This is a genomic window from Limnohabitans sp. TEGF005, from assembly GCF_055394835.1.
In genome coordinates, this window is sequence record NZ_AP029226.1 from 398,333 (window position 1) to 414,022 (window position 15,690).

A 15,690-nucleotide genomic window follows, 5' to 3' on the forward strand; every position below is an offset into this window, starting at 1 on the left:
AACGACATGGCTGAATTCAAAGAAATTTCCCCCAACGCCCCTGCTGGCGAAAAGCTGCTCAACTGGGTGGACAACCGCTTCCCGGCTTCCAAGCTGTACAAGGAGCACCTGTCCGAGTACTACGCACCCAAGAACTTCAACTTCTGGTACTTCTTCGGCTCGCTGGCTTTGCTGGTGTTGGTGATTCAGATCGTCACCGGTATTTTCCTGGTCATGCATTACAAGCCGGATGCGGCTGTGGCATTCGCCTCGGTTGAATACATCATGCGCGATGTGCCTTGGGGCTGGTTGATCCGTTACATGCACTCCACAGGCGCATCTGCGTTCTTTGTGGTCGTGTACTTGCACATGTTCCGTGGCCTGATGTACGGCAGCTACCGCAAACCGCGCGAGTTGGTCTGGATCTTCGGTTGCGCGATCTTCTTGTGCTTGATGGCGGAAGCCTTCATGGGTTACCTCTTGCCTTGGGGTCAGATGTCCTACTGGGGCGCCCAGGTGATCGTGAACTTGTTCTCGGCCATTCCGTTCATCGGTCCTGATTTGGCCTTGCTGATCCGTGGCGATTTCGTGGTGGGCGATGCCACTTTGAACCGTTTCTTCAGCTTCCACGTGATTGCCGTGCCTTTGGTTTTGTTGGGCTTGGTTGTGGCGCACATCATTGCGTTGCACGAAGTCGGCTCCAACAACCCCGATGGCGTTGAAATCAAGGGCCCGAACGCCCCCAAAGATGCTCAAGGGCACCCTTTGGACGGTATTCCGTTCCACCCTTACTATTCGGTGCACGACATCATGGGCGTGAGCGTCTTTTTGATGGCGTTCACGGCGATTGTGTTTTTTGCGCCTGAATTCGGTGGTTACTTCCTCGAATACAACAACTTCATCCCTGCTGACCCGCTGACCACACCTTTGCACATCGCACCCGTGTGGTACTTCACGCCCTTCTACTCGATGCTGCGTGCCATCACCAGCGAGATGATGTACGCCTTGATCGCCTGCGTGGTGATCGGCGCGGTGTTGGCTGTGGCGAAGGGCAAGTTGCCCCAGCTGCTCAAGGGTGCCGTGATTGGCGCAGCCGTGGTGATCTGTGCCTTGATGATGGCCATTGATGCCAAATTCTGGGGTGTGGTCGTCATGGGTGGCGCTGTCATCATCCTGTTCTTCTTGCCATGGCTCGATAACAGCCCGGTCAAGTCGATCCGCTACCGTCCTGACTGGCACAAGTATTTGTATGCCGTGTTTGTGATCAACTTCCTGATCTTGGGCTATTTGGGTGTGCAACCGCCATCGCCTATCGGTGAGCGCGTTTCCCAAGTCGGTTCCCTGTTCTATTTCGGCTTCTTTCTGTTGATGCCTTGGTGGAGCAAGCTGGGCACGCCCAAGCAGGTTCCTGACCGCGTGACCTTCACGCCTCACTGAGATCACGGAGATTCAAGAACATGAAAAACATCAAGAAACTCGCGCTGGGCTTTGTGATGGCCCTGGGCTTGCTGTCTGGCGCCCAAGCCTCTGGTGGTGATGCCATCGCCTGGGACAAAGCACCCAACAAAACGAACGATTTGGCCGCACTGCAAAACGGTGCCAAGCTGTTCGTCAATTACTGTCTGAACTGCCACTCCGCTGCTTTCATGCGTTACAACCGCTTGAAAGACATCGGCTTGACCGAGCAGCAGATCAAAGACAACCTGTTGTTTGCGACCACCAAGGTTGGCGACACCATGAAGGCTGCGATTGATCCTGCTCAGGCCAAAGAGTGGTTTGGCAAGAATCCACCTGATCTGACCTTGATGGCACGTTCGCGTGCAGGTCACGGCGGCACTGGCGCTGATTACCTCTACACCTACCTGCGCAGCTACCACCGTGACGACACCAAGTTGACCGGTTGGAACAACTTGGCTTACCCCAACGTGGGCATGCCCAATCCTTTGTGGGAACTGCAGGGCGAGCGTGAGCCTGTGTACGAAGACAAAGAAGAACATGGCCACACGGTCCAAATCTTCAAAGGCTGGAAGCAAGTCAAACCCGGCACCATGACGCCTTTGCAGTACGACCAAGCCATTGGTGATCTGGTGGGTTACATGCAGTGGATGGCAGAGCCAGCCCAAAACACCCGCGTTCGCATTGGCGTCTGGGTTCTGATTTTCTTGTCAATCTTCACCTTTATCGCCTGGCGTCTGAATGCCGCGTATTGGAAAGACATCAAGTAATTGATTGTTCACCCGGCAGCATTGCCGGGTCTTGTGGAGTGGCAGGCCTTCGGGCCTTCCACTCTTTTTGATTTTTTGAGGAGCCTTTGCCATGATGGTGCTTTATTCCGGAACCACTTGCCCTTTTTCCCATCGTTGCCGCTTTGTGCTGTTCGAAAAAGGCATGGATTTCGAAATCCGTGACGTGGACCTCTACAACAAGCCCGAAGACATCAACGTGATGAATCCGTACGGCCAGGTCCCGATTTTGGTCGAACGTGATCTGATCCTGTACGAATCAAACATCATCAACGAGTACATCGATGAGCGTTTTCCGCACCCTCAACTGATGCCCGGTGACCCGGTTGACCGTGCCCGTGTGCGCTTGTTCTTGCTCAACTTCGAGAAAGAGCTTTTTGCCCATGTGTTGACGCTGGAGAACCGCGCCCTCAAAGGCAACGACAAAGCCCTGGAAAAAGCCCGCTCGCACATCCGCGATCGCTTGACCCAATTGGCACCGGTTTTCTTGAAGAACAAGTTCATGCTCGGAGACAGCTTCTCCATGCTCGACGTGGCGATCGCGCCGCTGCTCTGGCGTCTGGATTACTACGGTATCGAGCTCAGCAAAAATGCGGCACCTTTGCTCAAGTACGCTGAGCGCATCTTTTCGCGCCCCGCCTACATTGAGGCATTGACGCCGTCCGAAAAGGTCATGCGCAAGTAAGTTCGGGTGGAGCCTACGATGATCAGTGACACTGAATTGCCGTCAACACGCCCCTATTTGATTCGGGCTTTGTACGAGTGGTGCTCCGAAAACGGCTTCACACCTTATGTGGCCGTCAAGGTGGACAACTCCGTGCAGGTGCCGCGCGAATATGTGCAAGGGGGCGAGATCGTGCTGAATGTCAGCATGGACGCGACCAGTTCGCTCAAGTTAGGCAATGAGTTCATCGAATTCAAAGCCCGATTTGGCGGAAAGCCTCGCGACATCATGGTCCCGATCCATCGCGTCATGGCGATCTATGCCCGTGAAAATGGCCAAGGCATGGCGTTTCCTGTGAGTGATGACGATGTTGTGCCCTCGACCCCATTGACACCTGTGGGCGTGAAAGATGTCAAGGTGGTGGAGGGGGATGAGCCCACACCACCCAGCACAAGTCCTGCGCGTCCGGCCCTTAAACGGATTAAGTGAAAAAATTAACGGCTTCGACCCCGAAGTTGGGCTTGGAGCAAGTTAGAATTCAGCCCGTGCCGCTTTAGCTCAGTTGGTAGAGCACCCGCCTTGTAAGCGGTAGGTCGTCAGTTCGAATCCGACAAGCGGCACCACAAACCTGAAAAGGCCCTGATCCAAGATCAGGGCCTTTTTTTTGTTTTTGAAAATGATCAGCGGCTTGAATCAACCGCCTTGGCAAATTACATCGCGCGGTTTTGCACTTTGATGCGAATGCTGCTGACCTGAAGGCCCTTCTGGTTCAAATGGGCTTGCAGGGCCGGGACCAGTTGGCGCAGTTTGGCAGCCACTGCGTTGGAGCTGACCAGCAGGCACCAGCATCCGTCTTCAATCGGTCCCGCCTGAACACTGGCCCGCAAGGGGGCTGGCAGCAAAGTGCGAATGGCTTGCAAGCGGGCTGATGAATCGCGCACCAATCCAGCCAATCGCGCAAAAGTAGGTGATTCTTGCGCGGCTTGTTCCAGGGGAATGGCTTGGTGGCGTCTTTGCATGATTGAAGCTATAGCCGCTCATTATCCGGCAGCTTGTGAAGCCGAAAGCCCGCCCCTGAAAGCAGGCATCAAAAGGGGCAGTCCCAGAGGCTAAAATCATCGGGTTAAGCTGGCGCCTGTGGCGGCCCGCTGGGGCAAGTGGGATATGACTTCGCTGGCCCGGTTTTCTCTGAACCCTTTAACTTGACAGGATAGACGGTCTGTCTCTCAGCCTTGGCTGAAGGTGGATCTTGTAGACATGGCCATCCCATTCCTCACTAAAATTTTCGGCAGCCGCAACGACCGCCTGCTCAAGCAATACCGCAAAACGGTGGAGCGCATCAACGCACTGGAAGCCGGACTGGAGTCTTTAAGCGACGACGAACTGCGTGGCAAAACCCAGGCATTTCGTGATCGCTTTGCCGCTGGCGAAACGCTCGATGCTTTGCTGCCTGAAGCCTTTGCCGTGGTGCGTGAAGGCTCCAAACGCGTCATGAAGATGCGGCACTTCGATGTGCAGATATCTGGTGGCATTGCCTTGCACAACGGCAAAATTGCCGAAATGCGCACGGGCGAGGGCAAAACCCTGACCTCCACATTGCCCGCTTACCTGAACGCCTTGGCAGGCAAAGGCGTGCATGTGGTCACCGTGAACGACTACCTGGCCAGCCGCGATGCGCGTTGGATGGGCAAGCTGTTCAACTTTTTGGGTTTGTCGGTCGGTATCAACCTCGCCCAGATGTCGCGCGAAGAAAAGCAAGCCGCTTACAACTCGGACATCACTTACGGCACCAACAACGAATACGGTTTTGACTACTTGCGCGACAACATGGTCTATGAAGCCCATGACCGCGTGCAACGCCCTCTGAACTACGCCATCATCGATGAGGTCGACTCGATCCTGATCGACGAGGCACGCACGCCCTTGATCATCAGCGGCCAGGCTGAAGACCACACCGCGACATACTTGTCAATGAAGCAGGTTGTGCCATTGCTCACCCGCCAAGAAGGCGAAGCCGACCCTCGCACGGGCGAGGGCATCATCACCCCCGGTGACTTCACCTTGGATGAAAAATCGCACCAAATTTTCCTGACCGAGCAAGGTCACGAAAAAGCCGAAGCGGTACTGGCGCAAATGGGCCTGATCCCTGAAGGCGCTAGCCTGTATGACCCGGCCAACATCACCTTGATGCACCACCTGAACGCGGCCTTGCGTGCACAGCACCTGTACCACCGCGATCAGCATTACGTGGTGCAAGAGGGCGAGATTGTGATCGTGGACGAATTCACCGGGCGTTTGATGACCGGTCGTCGCTGGAGCGATGGCTTGCACCAGGCCGTGGAAGCGAAAGAAGATGTGCAGATCCAGGCCGAAAACCAGACGCTGGCCTCCATCACCTTCCAGAACTATTTCCGCCTGTACAACAAGATCGGTGGCATGACCGGAACGGCCGATACCGAAGCGTATGAGTTTCAGGAAATCTATGGCCTGGAGACCATGGTCATTCCGCCGCACCGCAAGAGCCAGCGTGAAGACCAACTCGACCGTGTGTACAAGACATCACAAGAGCGTTACAACGCCGCGATCACCGACATTCGCGAATGCCACGAGCGCGGTCAGCCTGTGCTGGTGGGTACCACCTCGATTGAAAACTCTGAGTTGATTGCCCAGCTGCTGACGCAAGAGAAGTTGCCGCACCAGGTGCTCAACGCCAAGCAGCACGCCCGCGAGGCCGACATCGTGGCTCAAGCAGGTCGCCCCGGCATGATCACGATCGCCACCAACATGGCCGGTCGTGGGACCGACATCGTGCTGGGTGGCAACATCGAAAAAGACATCCAGGCCGCTGAGACCGACGAAAGCTTGTCTGAAGACGCACGCCAAGTTCGCGTGGCCGAGCTGCGTGAGCAATGGAAAATGGTGCACGAACAGGTCAAGGCTTTGGGCGGTTTGCGCATCATCGCCACCGAACGCCATGAGTCGCGCCGCATTGACAACCAATTGCGTGGCCGTTCGGGCCGCCAAGGCGACCCCGGTTCTTCGCGTTTTTATTTGAGCCTGGACGATCCGCTCATGCGCATTTTTGCGGGAGACCGCGTGCGCGCCATCATGGACCGTTTGAAGATGCCTGAAGGCGAGGCCATCGAAGCGGGCATCGTCACGCGCAGCATTGAAAGCGCGCAGCGCAAAGTGGAGTCGCGTAACTTCGACATCCGCAAGCAATTGCTGGAATACGACGATGTGTCCAATGACCAGCGCAAAGTGATCTACCAGCAGCGCAACGACATTCTGGATGCCGCAGACCTGAACAGCCAGATCGCTTCATTGCGTGAAGGCTGCTTTGTCGATCTGGTGCGCCAATACGTGCCTGCCGAGTCGGTGGAAGAGCAATGGGACTTGGCCAGCCTTGAGAAAGCGTTGGCCGATGAGTGGTTGCTGGAAGTCAACTTGCGCGAGAAGGTCCAGGCCTCCAATGCCATCACCGACGAAGAAATTCTGGAGATGGTGGTGGCCACGGCCAACGCCCATTTCCAGGCCAAGCTCGACAGCGTGGGGGCTGAGAACTTTGTCTCATTTGAGCGCATGGTCTTGCTGCAAAGCATCGACACGCACTGGCGCGAGCACCTGAGCGCACTGGATTATCTGCGCCAAGGTATCCACTTGCGTGGTTATGCGCAAAAGCAACCCAAGCAGGAATACAAGCGCGAAGCGTTTGAGTTGTTTGGCCAGTTGCTCGACGCGGTCAAAAACGAAGTTACCCGCACCTTGATGACGGTGCGCATTGATTCGGGCGACCAGATCGAACAGGCGGCCCAAGACATTGAGGAGCGTGCCGAGCACATCAGCAACGTGACTTACAGCGCGCCCGATGAGTCGGGTGAGCCACAAACCGTGGCCGCTGATCTGGCGGGTTTGCAGCAAGCCTTTGGCCCTGTTGGACGCAACGAGCCTTGCCCTTGTGGCAGCGGCAAGAAGTTCAAGCAATGCCACGGCAAACTCGCCTGAGTTTGCTGCGCGGATGAGACGGGCTTCGGCCCGTTTCGTTTGTGTGCGTCCGAAAAATTATTTTCTCTTTTCCTGAAGGATCACCATGCCTGTGAATTTGCCACCATTGGACCCCGCCCAATTGAGCCCGATTGCGGGCGTTCGCATTGGCATTGCCGAAGCCGGCGTGCGCAAAGCCAACCGCAAAGACTTGACCGTTTTTTTGCTGGAGCCAGGTGCCAGTGTGGCGGGCGTGTTCACCAGCAACCGCTTTTGTGCTGCGCCCGTTCAAGTGTGCCGTGAGCACTTGGCCGCGGGCAGCGACGTGCGGGCCTTGGTCATCAACACCGGCAACGCCAACGCGGGTACCGGCGCACCGGGTTTGGCCCATGCACGCCAGACCTGCGAGGCCCTGGCCAGCTTGCTGCAATGCACATCCGCACAAATTTTGCCGTTTTCAACGGGCGTGATCATGGAGCCGCTGCCCGTGGACCGCATCGTGGCGGGCTTGCCCGCTGCTTTGGCCGACGCGCAAGCCGCGCACTGGGCCAAGGCGGCTGAAGGCATCATGACCACCGACACCGTGCCCAAAGCAGCCAGCACGCAGGTGAAAGTGGGCGGCCAGACGGTCAGCATCACCGGCATCAGCAAAGGCGCAGGCATGATTCGCCCCAACATGGCCACCATGTTGGGCTTTGTGGCCACAGACGCTTGCATCGATCCTGCTTTGTTGGCCCCACTGGCCAAACAATTGGCCGATGGCTCGTTCAACCGCATCACGATCGATGGCGACACTTCGACCAACGACTCGTTCATGCTGATCGCCACGCACAAGGCAGGCAACGCGCCCATCACTTCGCTGGACAGTGCTGACGGCCAGGCCTTGCTGCAGGGCTTGATGCACGTGGCACGCCAGCTGGCGCATGCCATCGTGCGCGATGGCGAAGGTGCCACCAAGTTCATCACTGTGCAGGTCGAGGGTGGCCGGACAGCTGACGAGTGCCGTCAGGTGGCATACGCCATCGCGCATTCGCCCTTGGTTAAAACGGCTTTCTTCGCCAGCGACCCGAATCTGGGCCGCATCCTGGCAGCGGTGGGCTATGCGGGCATCACCGATCTGGACCAAGGCTTGATCGAGTTGCACTTGGACGACGTGCATGTGGTGTCGCAAGGCGGGCGCCGTGCCGAATACCGCGAAGAAGATGGCCAACGCGTCATGAAGGGCAGCGAGATCACTGTGCGCGTGGGCCTGGGCCGAGGCACAGCCAGCGACACCGTCTGGACCTGCGACTTGAGCCATGAATACGTCACCATCAACGCGGATTACCGTTCATGAACTCAGTCGCCCCATCTGCATTGGACCAACTGCTGGCCAAAGTCAGCCAGTTGGTGGACCGCATCGAGTCGGTTTTGCCTCAGCCCTTGTCGGCCCCTGATTGGACGCAGGCCATTGCCTGGCGTTACCGCAAGCGCTCGTCCGGCCATGGCGTGCTGGAGCCGGTGCGCCATGTGGCGGCCATGACGCTGGCTGATCTGAAGGAAATCGACGATCAAAAGGAAAAGCTGCAACGCAATACCGAGCAGTTTGTGCAGGGCCGCCCGGCCAACAACGTGCTGCTGACGGGCGCACGCGGAACCGGCAAATCGTCGCTCATCAAGGCGTGCCTCAACACCTACGCACCCCAAGGCCTGCGCCTGATCGAGGTGGACAAGGGAGACCTGATCGATCTGCCCGACATCATCGAGGTGGTGGCCGGACGCGATGAAAAGTTCATTGTGTATTGCGATGACCTGAGTTTTGAAGATGGTGAGCCGGGCTACAAGGCCCTCAAATCCATCCTCGACGGCACTGTGGCGGCATCAACCCCCAATGTGCTGGTGTACGCCACCAGCAACCGACGCCATTTGCTGCCCGAGTACATGAGCGAGAACCTCACCTACAAACACACCGACGATGGCGAAGTGCATCCGGGCGAAGGCGTGGAAGAGAAAATCTCCCTGTCCGAGCGCTTCGGTTTGTGGATCAGTTTCTACCCCTTCTCGCAAGACGAGTACCTGACCATTGCGGGTCAGTGGCTCAGCGCCTTGGGTGCCACAACCGCGCAAATCGACGCGGCTAGACCTGATGCTTTGCTGTGGGCATTGGAGCGCGGTTCGCGCAGTGGCCGTGTGGCTTACCAGTTTGCCCGCGACATGATGGGTCGCCAATCGGATCAGGCATGAGCACCGGCCTGTTGGTGGCCGACGGGGAACGCGCTCGCGAAGACGTGGGCGCAGACCAGACCGAACGTGCGGTGGTCGATGTGGCGGTTGGCGTGTTGATGCAAACCGATGGCCAGTTTTTACTGACCTCGCGCCCCGATGGCAAGGTCTACGCAGGCTATTGGGAGTTTCCGGGCGGCAAGCTGGAAGCCGGTGAATCGGTCGAACAAGCCCTGCGCCGAGAGTTGCAAGAAGAGTTGGGCATCACGATCGGCGAGGCGCAGGCCTGGAAAATCCAGATGGTCGATTACCCGCACGCCTTGGTGCGGCTGCATTTTTGCAAAGTCTGGCATTGGCAAGGCGAGCTGCAAATGCGCGAAGGCCAGTCACATGCTTGGCAGAGTTTGCCGGTGAGCATGGTGCCGGTGCTGCCGGGTACGGTGCCGGTACTGGGCTGGCTTGCCGAAGAGCGTCAGTTCAGCGGTGCTACGCACAGCTGAATTTCGTTGGGCGCGGGCCCGTTGCTGATTTATTGCAAACGCGGATCGCCAAAGGGCTCGTCGGGCGGCGTTTCGTCGGGCAGTTTGAACTCTTCACTGGCCCAAGCGCCCAAGTCAACACCCTTGCAGCGGGCGCTGCAAAACGGGCGATAGGGGTTGGTGCTGCTGTAAAGGCTCAGGCCTGCACAGGCGGGGCAGCGTACCTTGCGCGGTGCGAAGTCTTGGGGCGTGTTCGAGTCGCTCATGCGCACAAAGACATCTCAAAAGGCACGTCCTCGGTGGTGGCCAGTAACTTGCCATCGCTTTGCTGTCGCATCATGCGGATCACCACCAGCAAACGGTTGCAGCTGATTTCAGGGGTGATGCCCAATGAGGGGTCAATTTTGAGCCGCAACAGCTGAAACGTCCGGCCCTGCGGCAGGTTTTGCTGCAGTTGTCCTGCCGTGGCCATGACTTTTTGACTGCTGCCGGATTCGCGCAACATTTTCAGCAGCAACTGGACAGCTTGGGCCAAGGGGCCGAACGGTGCAACCCATTGCGCTAAATCGCTGGCACGGCTTGGCGCATCGTGGTGTTGCCAAGCAAAATAGGCGGGCAAATCAAACTCGCAAGTGCCGCCAGGGATGACAGCGCGACTGCGCAAAGCCATCAGGAAATCGTTGTCGTTCAGGCTTTGGCCAATTTTGCCGCTGACCTGGTTGAGGGCTTCGAAGTGCTCGTCCAGTTGGGCAATCAGTCCGTCAAGGGCTTTTTCGGAGATGGCCGGATTGCCACGGTAGCCGTTGTACAGCTGCTTTTGGCGTTCGAGGTCTTTCAGCACGTCAGACTTCAACTCCGAGCGCGAGGCCACTTCGATGATTTCGAACAAAGTGGTCAGTGCAAAGTGGTGATCGAGCGCCTCCGTGCGGGCCATCAATTGGCCCAAGCGGTTGAACAATTGTTGCAGTCGCAGGTAAGTGCGTATGCGTTCGTTGAAGGGGTATTCGTACAGTATCACGCGGCGTTTTCCAGTGCCGCCATCATAGCCCGAAGTCAGCCGCCACCAGAGCCACTTGCGCCTCTAATTGAGCCAGATTCAGGCCTTGGTTGAAGACCACCACATCGGCACAGGCCAAGCGTTGTGCACGTGAGGCCTGGAGTGCGATGATGCGGTCGATTTCTTCGGCTGCCAGCCCACTGCGGGCCATGACCCGTTGTCTTTGTGTGGCGGCATCGCAGTCCACCACCATCACCCGGTCTACTTGCTTGCGCCAGCGTTCGCCCGACTCCACCAAAAGAGGAACGTCGAACACCAAACAACGTTGGCCGTTTTGCAAGGCAGTCTGTGCTTGCTCTGTGGTGATCTGGCTCACCAGCGGGTGAATGATGGCTTCAAGCTGCTTTTTGGCATCGGCAGACTTGAAAATCTGTTCACGCATGGCTTGTCGGTCCATGGCGCCATGGGCATCGATCATTTGGGGTCCGAAGACTTGAACAATGGAAGCCATAGCCCGTCCGCCCGGGGCCGTCACGCTGCGTGAAATCGCGTCAGCGTCGATCACTGCGGCACCACGGGCTGCCAACAGGGCGGCCACGGTGCTTTTGCCGCTGCCAATGCCACCGGTCAGGCCGATGCGCCAAATACGCTGAGTGTTCATGCTTAAACAGCCAAGCCCGGCAGGTGACCAAAGGCCATGACCCACAAACCTGCCAAGGCCAAAAAGGGACCAAACGGAATATAGCCGTCTTCGGGCAGGCGCTGGCGCACACGCAGCCAGATACCCACGATGGCGCCTGTGATGGAGGCCATCAGCACCAGCGACAGCAATGCGGGCCAGCCCAGCCAGGCGCCCAGCGCGGCCAGCAGTTTGAAGTCACCTTGGCCCATGCCCTCTTTGCCGGTTATCAGCTTGAAGAGCCAATAAACCGACCACAAAAACAGGTAACCCGCCACGGCCCCCCACAAGGCCGTGGACAAACTGACATCGCTCAGCCCCAGGCTGGCCGCCAACAAACCAGCCCACACCAACGGTTGGGTGATGGCATCGGGCAGCAAGGTGGTGTCGGCGTCAATGGCCGCCAGGGTCAGCAAAGCGGCGGCAAAACCTGCCCAGGCCAAAGCAGCGCCGCTCATGCCGTATCGGGAAAAGCTCCAGACAAACAAAATACTGGTCAACAGTTCAATGACCGGGTAGCGCCAGCCTATTGCCGAGTGGCATTGGCTGCAACGACCCTTGAGCACCAGGTAACTGAGCACCGGGATATTTTCGGACCATGACAGCACATGCCCGCAGTGGGGGCAATGCGATCTGGGCACGGCGATGTTGAAAGGCTTGGGTGATGGCCTATCGGTAGGGGTGTCAGGGCCTTGTTCGCGAATGGCCTCAGCCCATTGCGCCTCCAGCATGCGGGGCAAGCGGTGAATCACCACATTCAGGAAGCTGCCCACCACCAGGCCCAGCAGGGCAAAGCCGCCCCATAGTAGGAAATCGGTGGTCATTTCAGAACACCTGACCCAAGCGAAAAATAGGCAGATACATGGCCACAAGAATACCGCCAATCAGACCGCCCAAGACGACAATGATCAAGGGTTCGAGCAAACTGGACAGGCCGTTGACCCGGTCATCCAGTTCGGTTTCCATCAGGCCACCCGCGCGTGCCAGCAACTGGTCCATGGCCCCGGTTTCTTCGCCCGTGGCGCACAGCTGCACGATCATGGGCGGAAAACGGTCGCTTTGGGCCATGCCTTCACTCAATCGGCTGCCTTGTGTCACCTGCCTTTGCAATTGCAATGTCACACCTTCATACACGCTGTGGTCGCAGGCTTGGGCCACTGGCCCCAATGCTTCTGCCAAGGGAACGCCTGCCGACAGCAAGGCTGACAAGGTTTGCGCCCACCGTGCCACCACCGCGGTGCCCATCAGCGGCCCCAGCATCGGCAATTTGAGCAGCCAGCGGTCTTTGGCTGCTTTGAACTGGGCTTGACCCGCTTGCGGGCGCTGCCAAAACCAGAGGCACAGCAACGCGACCACAACGGCCACAGGGCCAGATGCGCTCAAGCCGTCGCTCAGTGCCACCACGATTTGTGTGGCCCAGGGCAATTCGGCTCCGAACGACTTGAACACGTCTTCGAACACGGGCACCACAAACACCAAGATCAGCACCAGCACGGAGATGGCCACACCCATCACCGCCGTGGGGTAAACCAGCGCTGAACGCACGCGCGAGCGCAAGGCCTCGTTTTTCTCCAGTGTGTGCGCCAGGCGCTCCATCATGGTGTCCAGAATGCCTGCCGACTCGCCCGCTTGAACCATGCTGGTGTAAAGCCTTGTGAAATGGGCCGGGTGCCTGGCCAAGGCCTCATGCAAAGCCGAGCCAGACGCCACGTCGTTGTGCACTTGTTGCACGATGTTCAACAGCGCCACAGACGTCAAGCTGCGCGACAACATGTCCAACGACTGCAAAAGGGGAACCCCCGCCCGCAGCAGTGCCGCCAGTTGCCGGGTCATGAGCGACAGGTCACCTGGGCGCACACGGGGCGGTCTGTCCCACCACAAACGCTGCAGCCGTACAGACTGCACGCCTTGTCTGCGCAATTGGGCGCGGGCCAGTCCGGCTGTGTGTGCATTCAGGCGTCCTTGAGTGGGGCGGCCTTGGGCATCACGACCCTGCCATGCAAAAACCGGGGTCGGGGCGGGTGTGTCGTGCTGGCTCATGCACCGTACCGCGTGTTGGCCAAAACCTCGTCGAGCGAGGTGATGCCTTTGAGTACTTTTCGCAGACCTGCCAGACGCAATGACGCGACCCCCTCACGCTGCGCCAGTTGGGTCATTTCCTGGTTGCCCGCATCGCACAAAATCAGGGCCTGCATGTCTGCAGTCACGGGCATGACCTGGAAAATACCGGTGCGCCCCGCAAACCCTTTGTGGCAATGTGTGCAACCCACAGGCTTGAAGGCTTCAACGGCATCGCCAAGCAGCAAATCGGCGGGCAGACCTGCTTGCAGCAACACCTGCGCAGGCAGGGACACGCGTTCTTTGCACAGAGGGCAAAGACAGCGCACCAGGCGCTGGGCCGTGATCAGGGTCACGCTGGCCGCAATGTTGTACGAGGCGGCGCCCATGTTGCGCAAGCGCACCAAGGTGCTGGGCGCGTCGTTGGTGTGCAAGGTGGACAACACCAGATGGCCTGTCTGGGCCGCCTGGATGGCGATGTTGGCTGTCTCCAGGTCGCGCACCTCGCCGACCATCAAGACATCCGGGTCTTGTCGCAAAAAAGCACGCAAAGCGATGGCAAATGTCAGGCCGGGCTTGTCTTGGACATTCACTTGGTTGATGCCTTGCAGCTGAATTTCGCAAGGGTCTTCCACCGTGGCGATGTTCACTTCGGCCGTGTTGAGCCGGTTCAGACAGGCATAAAGCGATTGCGTTTTGCCCGAGCCCGTGGGCCCGGTCACCAGCACCATGCCGTGGGGGCGGTGAATCGCTTCCACCAGACGGGCCAAGTCTTCACTCTCGTAACCCAGTTGGTTCAAGTCGAGTTGGGCCTGGGCGGAGTCGAGCACCCGGATCACCAGCTTTTCGCCAAACAAGGTGGGTAAGGTGCTGACACGCAAGTCCAGTTCGCGGCCGTTGGCCAATTGCAGCTTCATGCGACCGTCTTGAGGCAGGCGTTTTTCGGCAATGTCCAGTCGCGAGAGCACCTTGATGCGAGAGGACAGGCGGTCTTTCAGCGCCATGGGCGGTGTTGCAATTTCGCGCAATTCGCCGTCGATGCGCATGCGCACCCGGTAATGGCGTTCATACGGCTCAAAGTGCAAGTCAGAGGCTTTGAGGGTGACCGCCTGCTCCAGCAGTTGCTGGACCCAGTGCACCACAGGCGCATCGTCGATCGCCCCCAACTTTTGCGGGTTGCCGAGTTTGTCCAGCATGGCGCCTCCATGAATAATTTTGTTTTAAAAAATTAAAGTAATCATGGGCTGCATTGCGAATTTTGTAAACGGGTGCATTGACCTGCGGCAGCAGTCAGTCTGAGGGAGCGTCATTGACAGATTGCGTCAACTTTCAAGGTGATTTAAAACAAAGCCTGAAACGGAATATCAGTTAGCATTTAAATTCGAATCTTCCATTGAGCCCACACATGAAATTCATTGGTTTGTTATGGCTTGCGTGTTGCCTTCCTGCTTGGGCTGACCACTACAGCCCTATCACCGTCTGGCAAACCGTGCCCTTCATCAAGGGACAGGACTTGTGCCAGTTTCAAGATGCTTATGGGAGCACGGCGCAAGAAAATCACAAGAACTTGAGCCAGCAACTCATCCATTTGCTCAACGCTGGCGCAGACCCTGCACAGCTGGTTGATTTGCTCAACGCACTAGACCGCAACACCCAACTCAATCGTGAGCGAGCCACTGCCGGCAAGGGGATGGACGTGTTGCTCGAAGGCAGTCTTAAAGCCTCCCTGGATGCCCAGTACACCAAGCTGCAGCCACGCAACCGCAACATCACATTTTTCAATCCGGCCCCCATTTACGCGTTGGCCCGTGATTTGCGCGATGAAAAACGACAAGGTTATCTGGACGCCGGAATGCTGGGCAAACTCAATGCCATGGCTTGGGGTACTTACTCTTATGCGCCGACTTGCAAGGGTGATCTGTTGGTGACTTTGCATATCCAGGTCACCTCGGGGCGAACATACAACTACCAAGCCAGGGGCCGACCCGATCAAGTCATGCTGGCCATCAGCAGTCAGTTGTTTGCAGAATTCCAACACACGCAGTTCCCATCCAAAGTCAAGATGGGCAATCGCACGCTTGAGCTGATCGGCGCGCCGGGTGTGCCGATCAGTCACACCAGCAGTGCGGCGGCAGCAGAGCGGACTTGCCGCAGCATTCAGGCGCGCCTGCCGACGGCCGAAGAATACGAATTCGTTTCCAATCTGGGAGACTGGAACCAAGGTGTCAGAACGGTCGGGCGTGTTTGGGCTTTGGCAAACCACATGGTCTTGGCGCCCGATTTGCCCAACCCTTCACCGATTCGTCCAGAAAGCGAAGTTCGTGCGAACGAGCTCTATTACTACTGCGTCAGGTGATGGCGGGAGAGCCTACCCGGCCTCATCTTCCCGTCTGCACAAGGCAATC

15 protein-coding genes, 1 tRNA gene and 1 pseudogene are annotated in these 15,690 nt (G+C 57.8%); 10 read left to right on the forward strand and 7 right to left on the reverse strand.

Annotated elements, in window-relative coordinates; genetic code table 11:
- The first annotated feature begins 6 nt into the window (after window positions 1–6).
- The 5 genes from ACZ5RG_RS01865 (at window position 7) to ACZ5RG_RS01885 (ending at window position 3,509) form a co-directional block, all read left to right on the forward strand.
- A complete protein-coding gene (locus ACZ5RG_RS01865; protein ID WP_464447643.1) occupies window positions 7–1,416 on the forward strand; it encodes a cytochrome b in 1,410 nt (469 codons plus the stop codon).
- A gap of 20 nt (window positions 1,417–1,436) precedes the next feature.
- Entirely contained in the window at window positions 1,437–2,204 is a 768-nt protein-coding gene (locus tag ACZ5RG_RS01870) for a cytochrome c1 (protein ID WP_315137891.1), read from the forward strand.
- Window positions 2,205–2,295: 91 nt separating this feature from the next.
- On the forward strand, window positions 2,296–2,907 hold the full coding sequence (locus tag ACZ5RG_RS01875) for a glutathione S-transferase N-terminal domain-containing protein (RefSeq protein WP_298601883.1): 612 nt from the start codon (window positions 2,296–2,298) through the stop codon (window positions 2,905–2,907).
- Between the two features lie 18 nt (window positions 2,908–2,925).
- Complete coding sequence (locus ACZ5RG_RS01880; protein ID WP_312260496.1) at window positions 2,926–3,375, forward strand: ClpXP protease specificity-enhancing factor; 450 nt, start codon at window positions 2,926–2,928, stop codon at window positions 3,373–3,375.
- Between the two features lie 58 nt (window positions 3,376–3,433).
- Window positions 3,434–3,509 (forward strand) — tRNA-Thr (locus ACZ5RG_RS01885).
- A gap of 87 nt (window positions 3,510–3,596) precedes the next feature.
- Here ACZ5RG_RS01885 and ACZ5RG_RS01890 read toward each other — a convergent pair.
- Window positions 3,597–3,905: a DciA family protein gene (locus ACZ5RG_RS01890; RefSeq protein WP_464447644.1), complete on the reverse strand. Its 309-nt coding sequence runs from the start codon at window positions 3,903–3,905 to the stop codon at window positions 3,597–3,599.
- Between the two features lie 238 nt (window positions 3,906–4,143).
- On the opposite strand from ACZ5RG_RS01890, the gene secA reads away from it, so the two are divergent.
- The 4 genes from secA (at window position 4,144) to ACZ5RG_RS01910 (ending at window position 9,572) form a co-directional block, all read left to right on the forward strand.
- Window positions 4,144–6,891, forward strand: coding sequence for a preprotein translocase subunit SecA (gene secA, locus ACZ5RG_RS01895; protein WP_464447645.1), 2,748 nt, complete (start codon window positions 4,144–4,146; stop codon window positions 6,889–6,891).
- An 85-nt stretch (window positions 6,892–6,976) separates the two neighbouring features.
- Window positions 6,977–8,206, forward strand: a complete 1,230-nt coding sequence (gene argJ, locus ACZ5RG_RS01900; protein WP_298598636.1) for a bifunctional glutamate N-acetyltransferase/amino-acid acetyltransferase ArgJ — start codon at window positions 6,977–6,979, stop codon at window positions 8,204–8,206.
- The gene (locus tag ACZ5RG_RS01905; RefSeq protein ID WP_464447646.1) at window positions 8,203–9,093 is read left to right on the forward strand and encodes an ATP-binding protein; all 891 of its coding nucleotides are present in this window, start codon (window positions 8,203–8,205) and stop codon (window positions 9,091–9,093) included. Before argJ ends, ACZ5RG_RS01905 begins: the two co-directional genes overlap by 4 nt.
- Window positions 9,090–9,572: an NUDIX domain-containing protein gene (locus tag ACZ5RG_RS01910; protein ID WP_312260491.1), complete on the forward strand. Its 483-nt coding sequence runs from the start codon at window positions 9,090–9,092 to the stop codon at window positions 9,570–9,572. Before ACZ5RG_RS01905 ends, ACZ5RG_RS01910 begins: the two co-directional genes overlap by 4 nt.
- 29 nt (window positions 9,573–9,601) lie before the next feature.
- On the opposite strand, the gene ACZ5RG_RS01915 is transcribed toward ACZ5RG_RS01910, so the two are convergent.
- From ACZ5RG_RS01915 to ACZ5RG_RS01940, 6 genes and pseudogenes are all read right to left on the reverse strand, one after another.
- Window positions 9,602–9,817, reverse strand: a complete 216-nt coding sequence (locus tag ACZ5RG_RS01915; protein ID WP_298598644.1) for a DNA gyrase inhibitor YacG — start codon at window positions 9,815–9,817, stop codon at window positions 9,602–9,604.
- Window positions 9,814–10,569, reverse strand: coding sequence for a cell division protein ZapD (gene zapD, locus ACZ5RG_RS01920; protein WP_298598647.1), 756 nt, complete (start codon window positions 10,567–10,569; stop codon window positions 9,814–9,816). The genes ACZ5RG_RS01915 and zapD overlap by 4 nt, the downstream gene beginning before the upstream one ends.
- 22 nt (window positions 10,570–10,591) lie before the next feature.
- Entirely contained in the window at window positions 10,592–11,209 is a 618-nt protein-coding gene (coaE, locus tag ACZ5RG_RS01925; protein ID WP_312260490.1) for a dephospho-CoA kinase, read from the reverse strand.
- Window positions 11,210–11,211: 2 nt separating this feature from the next.
- Window positions 11,212–12,051, reverse strand: coding sequence for a prepilin peptidase (locus ACZ5RG_RS01930; protein WP_464447647.1), 840 nt, complete (start codon window positions 12,049–12,051; stop codon window positions 11,212–11,214).
- A gap of 1 nt (window position 12,052) precedes the next feature.
- Window positions 12,053–13,267 (reverse strand): type II secretion system F family protein, encoded by a 1,215-nt coding sequence (locus tag ACZ5RG_RS01935; RefSeq protein WP_464447648.1) that lies wholly within the window; start codon window positions 13,265–13,267, stop codon window positions 12,053–12,055.
- Window positions 13,264–14,442, reverse strand: a pseudogene (locus ACZ5RG_RS01940) (GspE/PulE family protein); the annotation flags it as partial. The pseudogene ACZ5RG_RS01940 and the gene ACZ5RG_RS01935, both read right to left, overlap by 4 nt.
- A gap of 248 nt (window positions 14,443–14,690) precedes the next feature.
- On the opposite strand from ACZ5RG_RS01940, the gene ACZ5RG_RS01945 reads away from it, so the two are divergent.
- On the forward strand, window positions 14,691–15,641 hold the full coding sequence (locus ACZ5RG_RS01945; protein ID WP_298598657.1) for a hypothetical protein: 951 nt from the start codon (window positions 14,691–14,693) through the stop codon (window positions 15,639–15,641).
- The last annotated feature ends 49 nt before the right edge of the window (window positions 15,642–15,690 follow it).